This is a genomic window from Actinoplanes sp. NPDC051388 (assembly GCF_055586225.1).
Genome location: NZ_JBVJIP010000003.1, coordinates 188,232 through 202,625, shown reverse-complemented (window position 1 = coordinate 202,625; position 14,394 = coordinate 188,232). Strand labels below are relative to the sequence as shown.

Annotated in this window: 14 protein-coding genes; 8 read left to right on the top strand and 6 right to left on the bottom strand. The window is 71.4% G+C overall.

Features of this window, described 5'->3' with window-relative positions; all coding sequences use genetic code 11:
* Positions 1-3: 3 nt before the first annotated feature.
* Together ACZ6TI_RS09290 and ACZ6TI_RS09285 are read left to right on the top strand one after the other, a co-directional pair.
* Positions 4-981 carry an RNA polymerase subunit sigma-70 gene (locus ACZ6TI_RS09290; RefSeq protein WP_465344502.1) on the top strand — a complete coding sequence of 326 codons (978 nt, stop codon included), beginning with the start codon at positions 4-6 and terminating at the stop codon, positions 979-981.
* 5 nt (positions 982-986) lie between these two features.
* Positions 987-1,517: a dihydrofolate reductase family protein gene (locus tag ACZ6TI_RS09285; RefSeq protein ID WP_465344501.1), complete on the top strand. Its 531-nt coding sequence runs from the start codon at positions 987-989 to the stop codon at positions 1,515-1,517.
* Here ACZ6TI_RS09285 and ACZ6TI_RS09280 read toward each other — a convergent pair whose 3' ends face one another.
* Positions 1,518-1,808, bottom strand: coding sequence for a Smr/MutS family protein (locus ACZ6TI_RS09280; protein ID WP_465344500.1), 291 nt, complete (start codon positions 1,806-1,808; stop codon positions 1,518-1,520). It abuts the gene before it with no gap.
* Between the two features lie 9 nt (positions 1,809-1,817).
* Positions 1,818-2,189: a tetratricopeptide repeat protein gene (locus ACZ6TI_RS09275; protein WP_465344980.1), complete on the bottom strand. Its 372-nt coding sequence runs from the start codon at positions 2,187-2,189 to the stop codon at positions 1,818-1,820.
* A 134-nt stretch (positions 2,190-2,323) separates the two neighbouring features.
* Here ACZ6TI_RS09275 and ACZ6TI_RS09270 point away from each other — a divergent pair, with 134 nt between their 5' ends.
* Positions 2,324-4,507, top strand: a complete 2,184-nt coding sequence (locus tag ACZ6TI_RS09270; RefSeq protein WP_465344499.1) for a hypothetical protein — start codon at positions 2,324-2,326, stop codon at positions 4,505-4,507.
* Here the strand turns inward: ACZ6TI_RS09270 and ACZ6TI_RS09265 are convergent.
* Both ACZ6TI_RS09265 and ACZ6TI_RS09260 read right to left on the bottom strand, forming a co-directional pair.
* On the bottom strand, positions 4,479-5,612 hold the full coding sequence (locus ACZ6TI_RS09265; protein ID WP_465344498.1) for a sensor histidine kinase: 1,134 nt from the start codon (positions 5,610-5,612) through the stop codon (positions 4,479-4,481). The two genes, ACZ6TI_RS09270 and ACZ6TI_RS09265, sit on opposite strands and share 29 nt — an antisense overlap.
* Positions 5,593-6,246 (bottom strand): response regulator transcription factor, encoded by a 654-nt coding sequence (locus ACZ6TI_RS09260; protein WP_465344497.1) that lies wholly within the window; start codon positions 6,244-6,246, stop codon positions 5,593-5,595. Before ACZ6TI_RS09260 ends, ACZ6TI_RS09265 begins: the two co-directional genes overlap by 20 nt.
* Before the next feature lie 85 nt (positions 6,247-6,331).
* Here ACZ6TI_RS09260 and ACZ6TI_RS09255 point away from each other — a divergent pair, with 85 nt between their 5' ends.
* Together ACZ6TI_RS09255 and ACZ6TI_RS09250 are read left to right on the top strand one after the other, a co-directional pair.
* On the top strand, positions 6,332-7,165 hold the full coding sequence (locus ACZ6TI_RS09255) for an ABC transporter ATP-binding protein (RefSeq protein WP_465344496.1): 834 nt from the start codon (positions 6,332-6,334) through the stop codon (positions 7,163-7,165).
* Positions 7,162-8,151, top strand: coding sequence for an ABC transporter permease subunit (locus ACZ6TI_RS09250; protein ID WP_465344495.1), 990 nt, complete (start codon positions 7,162-7,164; stop codon positions 8,149-8,151). Before ACZ6TI_RS09255 ends, ACZ6TI_RS09250 begins: the two co-directional genes overlap by 4 nt.
* Here the strand turns inward: ACZ6TI_RS09250 and ACZ6TI_RS09245 are convergent.
* Positions 8,148-9,815: an RCC1 domain-containing protein gene (locus ACZ6TI_RS09245; protein WP_465344494.1), complete on the bottom strand. Its 1,668-nt coding sequence runs from the start codon at positions 9,813-9,815 to the stop codon at positions 8,148-8,150. The genes ACZ6TI_RS09250 and ACZ6TI_RS09245 overlap by 4 nt on opposite strands.
* Before the next feature lie 199 nt (positions 9,816-10,014).
* On the opposite strand from ACZ6TI_RS09245, the gene ACZ6TI_RS09240 reads away from it, so the two are divergent.
* Entirely contained in the window at positions 10,015-10,752 is a 738-nt protein-coding gene (locus tag ACZ6TI_RS09240; protein ID WP_465344493.1) for a response regulator transcription factor, read from the top strand.
* Positions 10,753-10,826: 74 nt separating this feature from the next.
* Positions 10,827-12,296 (top strand): sensor histidine kinase, encoded by a 1,470-nt coding sequence (locus ACZ6TI_RS09235; protein ID WP_465344979.1) that lies wholly within the window; start codon positions 10,827-10,829, stop codon positions 12,294-12,296.
* Here the strand turns inward: ACZ6TI_RS09235 and ACZ6TI_RS09230 are convergent.
* Positions 12,243-12,647, bottom strand: a complete 405-nt coding sequence (locus ACZ6TI_RS09230; RefSeq protein ID WP_465344492.1) for a hypothetical protein — start codon at positions 12,645-12,647, stop codon at positions 12,243-12,245. The two genes, ACZ6TI_RS09235 and ACZ6TI_RS09230, sit on opposite strands and share 54 nt — an antisense overlap.
* 263 nt (positions 12,648-12,910) lie before the next feature.
* Here ACZ6TI_RS09230 and ACZ6TI_RS09225 point away from each other — a divergent pair, with 263 nt between their 5' ends.
* Positions 12,911-13,978 carry a 3-deoxy-7-phosphoheptulonate synthase gene (locus tag ACZ6TI_RS09225; protein ID WP_465344491.1) on the top strand — a complete coding sequence of 356 codons (1,068 nt, stop codon included), beginning with the start codon at positions 12,911-12,913 and terminating at the stop codon, positions 13,976-13,978.
* The last annotated feature ends 416 nt before the right edge of the window (positions 13,979-14,394 follow it).

The following is a 14,394-nucleotide window of genomic DNA, read 5'->3' as shown; positions in this document are numbered from 1 at the left end:
CCGATGGACGAGAACGAGTTCTCGCAGGTGGCTGTGGCCCACCGGCACGAGCTGCGGGTGCACTGCTATCGGATGCTCGGGTCCTATGACGACGCCGAGGACCTGGTGCAGGAGACGTTTCTCAAGGCGTGGAAGGGCATCGACTCCTTCGCCGGGCGATCCAGCGCGCGCACCTGGCTCTATCGGATCGCGACCAACGCCTGCCTGGACTTTCTCGACGGCCGCGCGCGGCGGATCCTGCCGGACGAGCTGCCCGGCGACGCGGAGTCGGCGGCGGACGCGGCCTGGCTGCAGCCGTTCCCGGAGCCGGACGCGGCGGCCGAGGCACGCGAGACGGTCGAGCTGGCGTTCCTGGTCGCGATGCAGCACCTGCCGCCGCGGCAGCGCGCCGCGCTGATCCTGCGGGACGTGCTGGGCTGGCCGGCCACCCGGACCGCCGACGTGCTCGACGCCGGCGTCGCGTCGACCAACAGTGCGTTGCAGCGGGCCCGCGCGACGATGCGGGCGCACCTGCCGCAAGGGCGGCTCGACTGGGCTCCGCCGCCCGCGCCCTCGGACGAAGACCGCGCGCTGGTGCGCCGCTACATGGACGCGATGGAACGCGCCGACCTGGACACCATCGCGGCGCTGCTGGCCGAGGAGGTGCGGGCGACGATGCCGCCGATCCCGCAGTGGTTCCAGGGTCGGGCGGCCAACCTGGACGCCTTGCGAGCCAGCTGGAACCCGGACTCGCCGCACTGGGTCGGCCGCTTCCGCACCACCCTGACCAGGGCCAACGGGCGACCGGCGGTGGCCTCTTGGACCAGCACCGACGGCCTGCGATGGCATGCCTTCGCGGTCGGCGTGCTGCGCGTCGAGGGCGATCAGATCGTCGAGATGACCTCGTTCCACAACCCCCATCTGTTCCCGGCCTTCGGGCTTCCGATGAGTTTGCCGGCCGGCGGTCGTCTACCCGGAGAAGTAGACGACCCACGGAGGTAGGACCGATGGCCAAGCTCATCTACTCGGCGACCATGTCTCTGGACGGCTACATCGCCGGCGCCGGCGGCGACATGTCCTGGCTGGCGGACCATCTCGGCTCGCTCGACTCGGCGACCGCCGACCGCATCCTGCACGAGACCGGCGCGCTGCTGGTCGGCAAGCGCACGCACACCGGCGACGACCCGAACAAGGGCACCGACGCCGAGGGTGCGTTCGGCGGCCAGTACGACGGCCCGGCGGTGGTGCTCACCCACAACCCGCCGGCCGACCCGGAGCCCGGCGTGACCTACGCGACCGACCTGGAGACCGCCGTCCGGCTGGCCAAGGACGCGGCCGGCGAAAAGTACGTGAACATCCTCGGCGCCGACGTCGCGCGGCAGTGCCTGATCGCCGGGCTGCTGGACGAGATCCTGATGTTCGTGGCGCCGGTGCTGCTCGGAGACGGCACCCGGGTGCTCGATCTGCCCGGCGGCACCGACGTCAAGCTGGAGCGCCTGCCCGGCGAGCACGAGCACTGGTATCGGGTGGTCCGTTGATCAGCGCCCCCGGCCGCGGCGGCCGCGACCCTGCGGGCTGTCGAACTTGAAGTGCACGAAGAGCCGGCCCCAGTTGTCGCCGTCCTTCTCGTAGCGGTGGTAGAGCTGCTTGATGTCCTTCTGCTCCAGGAAGCGCAGCACCTTCTTCTTCAGGGCGCCGCTGCCCTTCCCCGGGATGATCTCGACCAGGGTGGCCTTCTTGTCGATCGCTTCGTCGATCACCCCGCGCAGCGCACGGTCGATCTCGTGGCCCTTGTTGAAGATGTCGTGGAGATCGAGTTTCAGCTTCACGGGCCCAGCCTACGAGTGGTCGTTCTTGCCCAGCCACGTCTCGACGCGAGTCACGGCCTCCTGATAGTCGACCTGCTGCTTCATCGCTGCGGCCAGCCGCAGGTGTGGCAGGGCCTCACGGAATCGGCCGGCCCGTTCCAGGGTCCGGCCGAGCACGTGATGTGCGTAGTGATCCGACGGATCATGTTCGATCAAGGCCCTGAGCTGGGCTTCAGCGCCGTTGAGCTGCGCCGAGTTGAAATATGCCCGGGCCAGTAACTGACGGACCGCCGCATTGTGGGGTTCCGCCTCGACGATCGGCTCGAGCACGCGGGCGGCGCCCAGGGGATCGCCGGACTCGAAGATGAAGGTCGCCCTGCGGTATTCCTCAAGAAGATCCACATCCGCCTCCACAAGGAAGAAGAGCCGCCGGAGAACAACGCTGGCACAACATCGAGCCAACGGCGAGTGCGTCTCCCGTCGAGCCTCTAGGACAAAACCCTCATATTGCAACCCTTGACGCAGAGAATGCCTGCGTGGGGGACTTTCCGAGCCATCTCGTCCGGGCTCCCGAGCGTCCACGTTTCGGACGGATCAAGGCGGTCGCGATCGTGGCCGTCACGCTGGCGATGTGCCTGCCGCTGACCGGTGCCACCGCGGCGCCCGTGCTGAGGTCGGCGGCGTTCGCGATCCAGGGCATGGATCAGATCCCGTCCCCGCCGATCGATCGCAGCTGGGCGCCGGCGTCTCGTACCCAACGGGGGTTGAATGTGATCGCGACGGCCGGAAACGGTCGGTTTGCGCTGCACACGGCCGCCGGCGACGTGACCTTCCTGCCCGGCGTGAATCTCGGCAGCACCACGCCCGGCCACCAGCCCGGCGAGCTGTCGATCAGCCGCGAGCAATATCACCGGTGGTTCGCCGCGATGGGCTGGCTGGGCCTGCGGGTGGTCCGGATCTACACGATCCATCCGCCGGCCTTCTATCAGGAGCTGGCCCGATACAACCGGGCCAATCCGGACCGGCCGCTCTTCCTGATGCAGGGCGTCTACTTCCCGGACGAGTCCTATGTCGCCAAGAAGAACCTCTACGACAAGACCGTTACCAGCGCTTTCCGGACCGAACTCGAGGACGCCTCGGACGCCGTCTCGGGCGACCTGACCCGGACGGCGCAGCGGGGGCGGGCGAGCGGCGCCTGGGACACCGACGTCACTCCGTGGCTCTGCGGCTGGATCATCGGCGTCGAACTCGACCCCTATGCGATCACCGCCTCGGACCGGCGCAACGCCGCCGCCCCGCAGATCAAGGGCAAGTTCTTTTCCGGTACGCGAAACGCGACGCCGACCGAGCGCTGGCTGGCCGCCCGGATGGACGAGCTGGCCGCACACCAGGCCGAGCGGGGCATGAGCCGGCCGATCGCGTTCACCAACTGGCCGACCACCGACCCGCTGCGGCACCCCGAGGAGCCGCTCGACCGGGAGGACCTGCTGCAGCTGGACGCCAACCACGTGCGGGCGTCCGCCGCCTGGCCGGCCGGCACGTTCGCCAGCTATCACGCCTATCCGTACTACCCCCACTTCCAGCGGCACGAGCCCGCCCTGCAGCGCTACCGGTACGCCGGGCGCGCCGACCCGTACGCCGGATATCTGGCCGCGCTGCGCAAGCACCACGGGAGCATGCCGACGCTGGTCACCGAGTTCGGCGTGCCGTCCGCGATCGGGTCGGCGCACCACAGCCCGCTCGGCCGGTCCCAGGGCGACCACAGCGAGCAGGAGGCGATGCGGATCGACGCCGACCTGCTGCGGCTGATCCGGGACCAGGGGTTGAGCGGCGGCTTCCTGTTCGGCTGGGCGGACGAGTGGTTCAAGTTCACCTGGAACACGATCACCCGTCAGTACCCCGAGCGACGGCAGCTGTGGCACGACCCGTACACCAACGAGCAGCACTTCGGGCTGATCGCGATGGACCCGGCCGGCTCGCCCGACGCCCCGGCGGAGTTCCTGTTCGACACCGAGGGCGCCTGGCCGGCCCGCCGGGTCACGGCTCGAGTGGACGAGGCGTACGTGCAGCTCCGGATCGGTCTCGGCGACCCGGCGCCGAGCGCACTGACGCTGTCCTTCGACGTGCTGCCCGCGGTGGTCGGCGAGCCGCCGCCGGGGTCGGGCGACCGGATGGGCGACGCGGCGCTGACCTTCGACCTGGCGAACCGCACCGGGCAGGCATATCTGCGGGACATCCTCGACCCGCTGCCGCTGGACTATCCCGCGCCGGCCTCCGCCCGCGGCCCGGCGCCGCCCGGCTGGAAACGCTACGAGCTGGTGGTGAACCGCGACCTGACGGTGCCGAGCACCGGCGCGAAGCTGCCCGCCGAGCTGATCAACGCGGGTGCCCTGCGCTACGGCGGCTGGAACCCGGGCGACAGCCGCTCGCTGTGGCGGATCGACGGGGACGACCTGGTGCTGCGGGTGCCGTGGGCACTGCTGGGCTATGCCGACCCGTCCGCGCACATGATCGGCCTGCCCCGCGCTGGGAAGCTGAAGCTGGTGGTCGGCCCGGGCGCCGGCGTGGTGGTGTCGGCGTCCGGGTCGGACCAGTTCGTCGGGGACGTGACCTGGGTGAACTGGAACCGGCCGCACTACGTCGAGCGGCTCAAGCAGGGCGCCTCGCTGTTCCGCGACGCCGCGCTGGAGGTCACCGGCCCGCCGGCCCGGGAAAACTGACCGCGACGGTCAGCCCACCCTGGCGGTTCGCGTGGGCGGTGAGCACCGCGCGGTGCGCGACGGCGATCGCCCGGACGATCGACAGGCCCAGCCCGTGGTGGGTGTCGTCGGCCACCCGCCGCATCCGCTGGAACGGCTCGAACAGCCGGTCGACCTCGGCCGGGGGCACCACCGGGCCGGTGTTGCTGACGATCAGCACCGCCTGACCGGCGGACAACCGGGTGGACACCTCGACCGTGCCACCGGGCACGTTGTAGTGCACCGCGTTGTCGCACAGGTTGGCCACCAGGCGCCCGATCAGCGTCGGGTCGCCGACCAGCCGGGCCGGCCGGATCAGCGTCTTGGCCCGCAGCCCGCGCCGGTCGAGCTCGGCCGCCCGGTCGGCCATCGCCTGCCCGGCCAGCGCGGCCAGGTCCACCGGTTCGGTGCGGTCCCGGGAGTGCTCGCTGCCGGAGAGGGTCAGCAGCGACTCCAGCAGCCGGCCCCGCTCCCGGTTGACCTCGATCAGGCGCTCGAAGTTGGCGCGATAGGCCTCGACGGTCGCGTCCGGGTCGATCAGCGGCTCCTCGAGCAGGGCGTGCTCGACGGTCAGCGGGGTGCGCAGCTCGTGCGCGGCGTTGGCGACGAACCGCTTGTGCCCGTCGAGCGCGGTCTCCAGCCGCCCGAGCAGGCCGTCGACGGTGTCGGCGAGGTCCTTGAACTCGTCGCGCGGGCCGGAGACGGCGAGCCGCTCGTGCACGTTGCGGCCGGAGATCTGCCGCAGGCGCTCGGTCATCGTGCGCACCGGGAGCAGGACCCGGCCGGCGATCACCCAGCCCACCGCCAGCGAGATCAGGGCCATGATGGCCAGCGCGAGGCCGGGCAGCACCAGCAGGTCCGAGCGGAAGTCCTGCAGCTCACCGGGCGCGGGCACGGGCAACGGCAGGCGGCCGGGTTCGAAGGGCTCGAAGCGAGGCGCGCGGACGTCGGCGGGCGGCAGGCTGCGAGCCAGCCCGGTGATGATCAGCAGCAGCACCACGCCGGAGACCACCGACGCCGCGCAGTAGAGCCACGTGAGGCGCCGGCGGAGCCGGTTGACCCGCTTCTCAGATTCGGTAGCCGGCACGCGCCACCGTCACGATCATCGGCGGGTCGCCGAGCTTGGCCCGCAGCCGGTTGATGGTCGCCTTGACCGTCGTGGTGAACGGGTCGGCGGCCTCGTCCCAGACCCGATCGAGCAGCTCCTCCGCGGACACCACCCGGCCCTGGCCGGTGAGCAGGTGCTCGAGCACGGCGAACTCCTTGGGGCTCAGCGACAACCGCACGCCGGCCCGGGTGGCGATCCGCTGCGCCGGGTCGAGCCGCACGTCGCCGTGCACCAGGACCGGCGGGGCGGCCGGGCTGTTGCGCCGGCCGACCGCACGGATCCGGGCCACCAGCTCCGCATAGGCGAACGGCTTGGGCAGGTAGTCGTCGGCGCCCAGCCCGAGCCCCTCGACCCGCTCGGCGACCGTGCCCGAGGCGGTCAGCATCAGCACCCGGCTGGGCGACTCACGGGCGACCAGCGCGCGGCACACCTGGTCGCCGTGCACGCCGGGCAGGTCACGGTCGAGCACCACCACGTCGTAGTCGAGCACGGCGGTGCGCTCCAGCGCGGCGTCGCCGTCATAGGCGACGTCGACCGCCATGCCCTCACGGCGCAACACCCGCGCCACCGAGTCGGCGAGCGCCGCCTGATCCTCGACCACGAGCACCCTCATCGGCCGAGGTTATCGGGATCGGCGTCACAGCGCGGTCACAGGAACGCTGACCGTGCTGTGACCGCTCAGTGAATAGAACATCCCCATGAGACCTCTGGAGAACGTCGTGACGACGCCGGTCCTGGAAACCGAGGGACTGGGTAAACGCTATGGCCGCACGACCGCACTGGCCGACTGCACCCTGCGGGTGCCGGCCGGTCGGATCGTCGGCCTGGTCGGCCCGAACGGCGCCGGCAAGACCACCCTGCTCGGCCTGACCTGCGGAATCGTCGCACCGACGACGGGCAGCATCGCGGTGCTCGGCAACCGGCCGGGCGCCGGTGCGGCCCAGCTGGCCCGGGTCGGGTTCGTCGCGCAGGACGCACCGGTCTACCGCGGCCTGTCGATCGCCGACCACCTGCGGCTCGGCGCCCGGCTCAACCCGCGCTGGGATCGGGCGCTCGCCGAGGGCCGGGTCAAGCGGCTCGGCCTCGATCCCGCGCAGAAGGCCGGCAAGCTCTCCGGCGGGCAGCGCGCCCAGCTCGCTCTCACCATCGCCGCGGCCAAGCGCGCCGAGCTGCTGGTCCTGGACGAGCCGGTGGCGTCGCTGGATCCGCTGGCCCGGCACGCGTTCCTGCGCGACCTGCTCGACTTCGTCGCCGAGCTCGGGGTCAGCGTGGTGCTGTCCTCACATCTGCTGGGCGATCTGGAGCAGGTCTGCGACCACCTGATCGTGCTGGCCGCGGGCCGGGTGCAGCTGGCCGGCGACGTCGCCGATCTGCTGGCCGTGCACTTCCGCACGGCCGGGGACGTGCCGGCCGGCGCCGAGCGCATTCACGAGGACGTGGTGCGCTCCGACGCCGCGGTGCCGGGCGCGCAGCCGGTCGACCTCGAGGACCTCGGGATGGCGTACATGATCCGGGCGGCGGTGGCGTCATGATCTGGCTGACCTGGCGGCAGTTCCGCACGCAGGCGGTGGTCGCCGCGACCGCGCTGGCCGCGATCGCGACCTACCTGATCTATCTCGGCGTCCGCATCCGGGACGACTACGTCGGCGTCGCGGGCTGTCAGGGCAACGAGTGCATCACCGCGCGGCACGACTTCAGCGACGCGTACGTCGGCCCGCTGTCCCTTGCCGGCGTACTGCTGATCGCCGCGCCCGCCCTGATCGGCATCTTCTGGGGTGCGCCGCTGATCAGCCGGGAGTTCGAGGAGCGGACCGACCGCCTGGTCTGGAACCAGAGCGTCACCCGGGTCCGCTGGTTGGCGACCAAGCTGGTCTTCCTCGCCCTTGCCGCGGTCGCCTTCACCGGTCTGTTCAGTCTGCTGCTCACCTGGAACGCGAGCGACTACGACCAGTTCATCGGCGACCGCTTCGGCGCGGTGAACTTCGCCTCCCGCAACATCGTCCCGCTCGGCTACGCCGCCTTCGCGTTCGTCCTCGGCACCGTCGTCGGGCTCGTGGCGCGCCGCACGCTGGTCGCCATGGCGGTGACCCTGGCGGTGTTCGCGGTCGTCCAGTGGGTCATGCCGAACGCGGTCCGGGCGCACCTGATGACGCCGGTGACCAGCACCGTCGCGTTCAGCGCGGACGCGATGAGCCGGTCGAACGGCTTCGGCATCGGTCCCGACGGCGCACGGATCATCGGCTACACCAAGGCCGGCGCCTGGTCCATGTCGGACGAGGCCAAGGTGTTCAACGCGGACGGCACGCCGTATACCGGCGAGCAGGCGGCGCAGTGCCACAAGGGCTCGCCGGAGAAGGATTTGCCCTGCATGGTCGACCAGAACCTGCACTTCAGCTACAGCTACCACCCGGCCGACCGGTACTGGCCGTTCCAGTGGATCGAGTTCTCCAGCTATCTGGCGGTCACGTTGCTGCTCGGCGCTTTCGGCTTCTGGTGGGTGCGCCGCCGCACCGGCTAGCCGGCACGCCTGACCAGCAGGGCGATCAGGCCGAGGCCGACCAGCAGCAGGCCGATCGCGACGGTCGGCGGCACCAGCGCGGCGCCGGTCGACGGGAGATCGCCGCCGCCTTCGCCGGGGGCGAGCCGGGTGGGTGACGGCCTCGCGCCCGGCGACGGCGGCGCGTCGACGCCGGGCGCGACGGTGGCGAACTCGCTCAGCGTCGTGCCCTGCGTCGCATAGGTGAACACGGTCACGTCGTAGGGCCTGCCGTTGGACAGACCGGTCAGGTCGCAGCCGGCGCCGTTCGTGTCGTCCACCTCGCAGACCGCCTCGAAGTCAGCGGTCACCGCCAGATAGGCGAGGAAGTCGCCGGAGCCGAAATCGGTGGCCGGCCGCCACGAGACCCGCAGGCCGCCGTCGAGCGCACTCACCCGGACGCGGCTTACGGCCGCGGGCGATCGAGGCAACCCCAACACCTTGACCGGTACGCGCACCGCACCGCCCGCCCCGCCCCCGAGCCGTCCCGAGCCATTGTTTCCCCAGCAGAAGGCCACGTACCGCTCGTCCAGGGCGCACGTGTGCTCGTCCCCGGTATCCAGATCCCGCAACTTCTCATCCGAATTACGGGCGCCTGCGTCGATTCGCCCGGGAGCCACCGCATCGGCGACTCCGCCGTCGCCCAGCTGCCCCTCGCCGCCGCGGCCCCAGCACCAGCCCGCACCCCGCCGGTCCAGCCCGCAGGCGTGCTCGCCACCACCCGCCACCTGCAGAAACGCGGGCCCGCCGGAGGCCTGCGGCAGGGTCGACAGCGCGCTCGCGGTGCGTCCCCAGCAGGACGCCCGGCCGTCCTGGTCGACCGCGCACGCCGCCTGCTTGCCGACCGCGATCTGCCGCACGTCCCGGCCACTCAGCACGCCGGCGGTGGACACCCGGACCGGACGGTCGCGGTCCGCCGTGCCGCCGTCGCCGAGCTGGCCGCGGTCGCCGGCGCCCCAGCACCAGGCCACCCCGTCCGCGGTCGCCGCGCAGGTGGAGTCGCCGCCGGCCGCGATGTCGACGACCGGCTCGGTGAGGCCGGTGGCGTCGGATACGCGTACCGGATGGTCCGAGCCGGCCGAACCACCCATGCCGAGCTGGCCCTCGGTGTTCCGGCCCCAGCACCAGGCCGCGCCGTCCTCGTCGATCGCGCAGCTGTGGTTCGCCCCGGTGGTCACCTCGACCAGCAGATAGGGCGGCTCCTTGACCGGAAACCTGGTCTCGGCGGGCTGGTGCTCGTCGTCGAGGTCGCCGACGCCGAGTTGCCCGGACGAGTTGTCGCCCCAGCAGTAGACGCCGCCCAGGTATCCCAGCGCGCAGGTGTGCTCCTCGCCGGCGTCCACCTGCACCACCACGCCCATGCCGGCCGCGGCCTGCACCGGGACCGCGCGGTTCACGTCGTTCAGCGGGTCGCCGTCGCCCAGCTGGCCGTCGCTGTCACTGCCCCAGCAATAGACCGCTCCGACGCTGGTCACCGCGCATGAGTGCGCCCGGCCGGCGGCGATCGAGGCGGCTCCGACGGTGGCCGCGCGCACCGAGTCGGGGTTGACACCGTCCGGCCAGGCGACGTCCGCCGCGGCGGGCGCGGCCGGCCACATCGCCACCAGCAGCGCCAACAGGCCGCCGACCACTCGGCTCGATGACACCCGGTCCCCCACTCAGCTTGACGACGCGCGCCATCATGCCGGTTTCGGACGGATTAGTCGGTTTTCAACACACCGGCCGGAACCCCGGCCAAGCATTCGGACAGTGCGGATGGTGCGAAGACCCAGCTCGCCCTGAGGTCACAGCTGCTACACAGGAAGTGGAAAGCACAGGCATAGCCGCGCCCGCGACAGTGAGGGCATGACGATGGCGAACACAGACTCCAGCACCGACCTCCGCCGCCCGGACGGCGGACCGGTCCGGGTGCTCGTGGTCGACGACGAACCCACCCTCGCCGAGCTGCTCTCGATGGCGTTGCGCTACGAGGGGTGGGACGTCCGCAGTGCCGGCGACGGGATGACCGCGGTCCGCACGGCCCGCGACTTCCGGCCGGACGCCGTCGTGCTCGACATGATGCTGCCGGACATCGACGGGCTCGAGGTGCTGCGCCGGCTGCGCGGCGAGACGCCCGACGTGCCGGTGCTGTTCCTGACCGCGAAGGACGCGGTGGAGGACCGGATCACCGGGCTCACCGCGGGCGGCGACGACTACGTGACGAAGCCGTTCAGCCTGGAAGAGGTGGTGGCCCGGCTGCGCGGCCTGATGCGCCGGATGGGCCGGTCGCCGATGCGCGCCGAGTCGCAGCTGATCGTCGGCGACCTGACGCTGGACGAGGACAGCCACGAGGTGCGCCGGGGCGGCGACCTGGTCACGCTCACCGCCACCGAGTTCGAGCTGCTGCGTTATCTGATGCGCAACCCGCGGCGGGTGCTGAGCAAGAGCCAGATCCTGGACCGGGTGTGGAATTACGACTTCGGCGGGCAGGCCAACGTGGTCGAGCTCTACATCTCGTACCTGCGCAAGAAGATCGACGCCGGCCGCGCCCCGATGATCCACACGATGCGCGGCGCCGGTTACGTGCTGAAGCCGGCCGACTGACGATGACCACCGTGTTGCACCCGGCGCGCTGGCGCAGCCCCCGCGGCTGGCCGCTGCGCACCCGGCTGGTCGCCATGATGATCGCGCTGCTCGCCGTCCTCGGGCTGGTGGTCGGCGGGACCGCCGAGGTCTACCTGCGCAACACCCTCTATGCCCAGGTCGACGCCCAGCTCGACCAGGTGGACAGCCGCAGCCGCGGCGGCCCGCCGGGGAGCCGGCGCACCGGGTTCGACGTGCCGCCCGGCGCCGACAAAAACTGGATCGTCCTCACCCTGCAGAACACCGGCTCCGGCCTGCTCGTCGACGACCGCGGCGTGCTCACCGTGCAGCAGGGCGACAACACGTACGGGCCGCGCTTCGTCTATCAGCCGCTGACCACCGCCGAGCTGACCACGCTGGCCGGCGTCACGCCCAACGGCGTGCGCACCGACGTCGACCTCGGCACCCGCGGCGAATACCGGGTGATCGCGACCACGCTCAACGAGGCCGGCACGGTGGGCATCACCGCGGTGCCGCTGCGCGATGTGCAGAGCACGCTGCTGCAGATCGCCCTGATGATCGCCGGGGTGGTGCTGCTCGCCCTGATCATCGCCGGCTGGGCCGGCGTGGTGATCATCCGGCGCACGCTCAAGCCCCTCGACCGGGTGGCGGCGACCGCGACCCGGGTCTCCGAGCTCGAGCTCGACCGCGGCGAGGTGGACCTGGCCCAGCGGGTGCCCGACGCGGACACCGACCCGCGCACCGAGGTCGGCCAGGTCGGAGCCGCGCTCAACAAGATGCTCGACCACGTGGGCAGCGCGCTCGAGGCGCGGCACGCCAGCGAGACCCAGGTGCGGCAGTTCGTCGCGGACGCCAGCCACGAGCTGCGCACGCCGCTGGCCGCGATCCGGGGCTACGCAGAGCTTTCCCGCCGCAGCCGCCAGCCGGTGCCGGACGAGATCGGGCACGTGCTGCGCCGGGTCGAGTCCGAGGCGAAGCGGATGACCGCGCTGGTCGAGGACCTGCTGCTGCTCGCCCGCCTGGACGCCGGGCGGCCGCTCGCGCACGACCCGGTGGACCTGACCATGCTGGTGGTGGACGCGGTCAGCGACGCGCACGCGGCCGGTCCGCGGCACGACTGGCAGCTCGACCTGCCCGCCGAGCCGGTGACCATCACCGGGGACTCGGCCCGGCTGCATCAGGTGTTGTCGAATCTGCTGGCCAACGCGCGTACGCACACTCCGGAGGGCACCACCGTGACCGTCGGAGTGAGCGCGACCGACCGCGAGGCCCTGATCCGGGTGACCGACGCCGGGCCGGGCATTCCGGCCGAGCTGCAGCCGCACATCTTCGAGCGATTCGCGCGCGGCGACAGCTCGCGGTCGCGGGCGGCCGGCAGCACCGGCCTGGGACTCTCCATCGTGCACGCGGTGGTCACCGCGCACGGCGGCACGGTCGCGGTGGAGTCGGCGCCGGGCCGCACCGAGTTCACCGTGCGGGTGCCGGTGGCCTCAGAATCCGCCGCGGATGCCCTCCATCAGCACGTCGCGGAGGTCGTCCAATAGCGCCCGGGCCGCGTCGCCGTCACTGACGTGCAGTTCCAGCGGCACCGACTCGCTGTCCCGTCCGACGATCACGTCCAGCGCGCACAGGGCACGCCCGGCCAGCTCGGGGCTCACCCGGGGCAGCGCGGCTGCGGCGAGGCGGTCATCACGCCACGGCTTCCGGTACGCCCCCGGCAGACCGGCCGCGATCACCGCCACCGCGGTGATCGCCTGGGTCGGCGGGATCTCGCCGAGCAGCACGCTGGGCGTCTCCCACACCCGCGTGGCGACCGTGGCGACGGCTTGATAACGCTCCCGGGGGGACAGCACGAGCAGCTGGTCGAGCAGATCGGGCGCGCTGACCTCGTTCATGTTGCCAATCCGACCACAGCAACTTGCACAATTACATACCCCGGGTGACGGACCTTTGTGCGACCGCCATCCGGTACGCTGTGCGACGTGTCCCGTTGGTATCCGCGGTTTACGAGGCCGGCTTCGCCGGTGACTCGGCCATGACCGCATGACCTGAGACACCCGCCAGAGCCGGCCGAGGCAGCGACAATCATGTCGCTGCCTTTTCGTTTGCGAGCAGACAGCCGGCTCACGCTTCTTCGCGACGCCGGCGGAAGGAAGTCATGACCATCCCCCAGGTGCAGCGGGTCCGCGACCAGCGCATCGAATCCATCGTTCCTTTGATGAGCCCCGCGCTGCTGCACCACGAGCTGCCGCTGACCGAGGACCTGCACGACGCGGTGCTGGCCGGTCGCCGCGAGGTGGAAGCCGTGATCCAGGGCCGAGATCCGCGGCTGCTGGTGGTCGTCGGCCCGTGCTCGGTGCACGACCCCGAGGCCGCCGGCGAATACGCCGACCGACTCCAGGCCGAAGCCTCTCGCCTGGCCGACGACCTGCTGATCGTGATGCGGGTCTACTTCGAGAAGCCGCGGTCCACGGTCGGCTGGAAGGGCCTGATCAACGACCCGGCGCTGGACGGCACCGGCGACGTCGGCACCGGCCTGCGGGTGGCCCGCAAGCTGCTGCTCGAGGTGGTCCGGCGCGGCCTGCCGGTCGCGGTCGAGTTCCTCGACCCGATCACCCCGCAATACATCGCGGACACCGTGGCGTGGGGCGCGATCGGCGCCCGCACGGTCGAGTCGCAGGTGCACCGCCAGCTGGCGAGCGGCCTGTCGATGCCGATCGGCATGAAGAACCGCCCGGACGGCAGCATCGCCACCGCGATCGACGCGATCAACGCGGCCGCCGTGCCGCACGTCTTCCCCGGCATCGACTTCTCCGGAACCCCGGCGATCCTGCACACCCGCGGAAACCCCGACTGCCACCTGGTGCTGCGAGGCGGCGGCGGCAAACCGAACTACGCGGCCGCGGACGTGGCGGCGTCCCTCGGCCTGCTGGCGGAAGCCCAGCTCCCCGAGCGCCTGGTGATCGACTGCTCGCACGGCAACAGCAACAAGGACCACCTGCGCCAGCCCCTGGTGGTCGAGGACGTGGCCGGCCAGATGGAGGCCGGCCAGCACGGCATCGCCGGCGTGATGCTGGAGAGCTTCCTGGTCCCCGGCCGCCAGGAACTGGGCGGCGACCTGACCTACGGCCAGTCGGTGACGGACGCGTGCATGGGTTGGGAGCCAACGGTTTCGGTGCTGGAACGCCTGGCCACGGCCTCCGCGAAGCGTCGCGCTCTGAACTGAGCCGCCCACGGCCCGGACCGCCTACGGTCCGGGCCGGTTCTTCCCTCCTGACCGCACCGCCTTGGCCGGCCCGGTCAAGGCTTCGACCCGCTCCTCATGATCACGATGGCCGCGATCGGGGCGCAGATGACCAGCACGGCAGCCCACGGACCGATGGCCGGCAACGTCGCCTCTCGACTCATCCGGTCGAGGTGGGCGCGGGGCTCATCTCGACCAGCGAAACACTGGTGAAGCTGAGTCCCGTCCGGCGCATACCGGGATCTCAGGTAAAGCCAAGCCACCGCCCATCGCGCGGCCGCACGTCACAACATATGCCGAACCCACTCCATCACTTGCGCCAGCGTATTCGGGCCGCCCGGACGTCCAGCATCCCTCTCCGGGGTGACCACCTAGCCGAGCAGCCAACCCACCCCTTC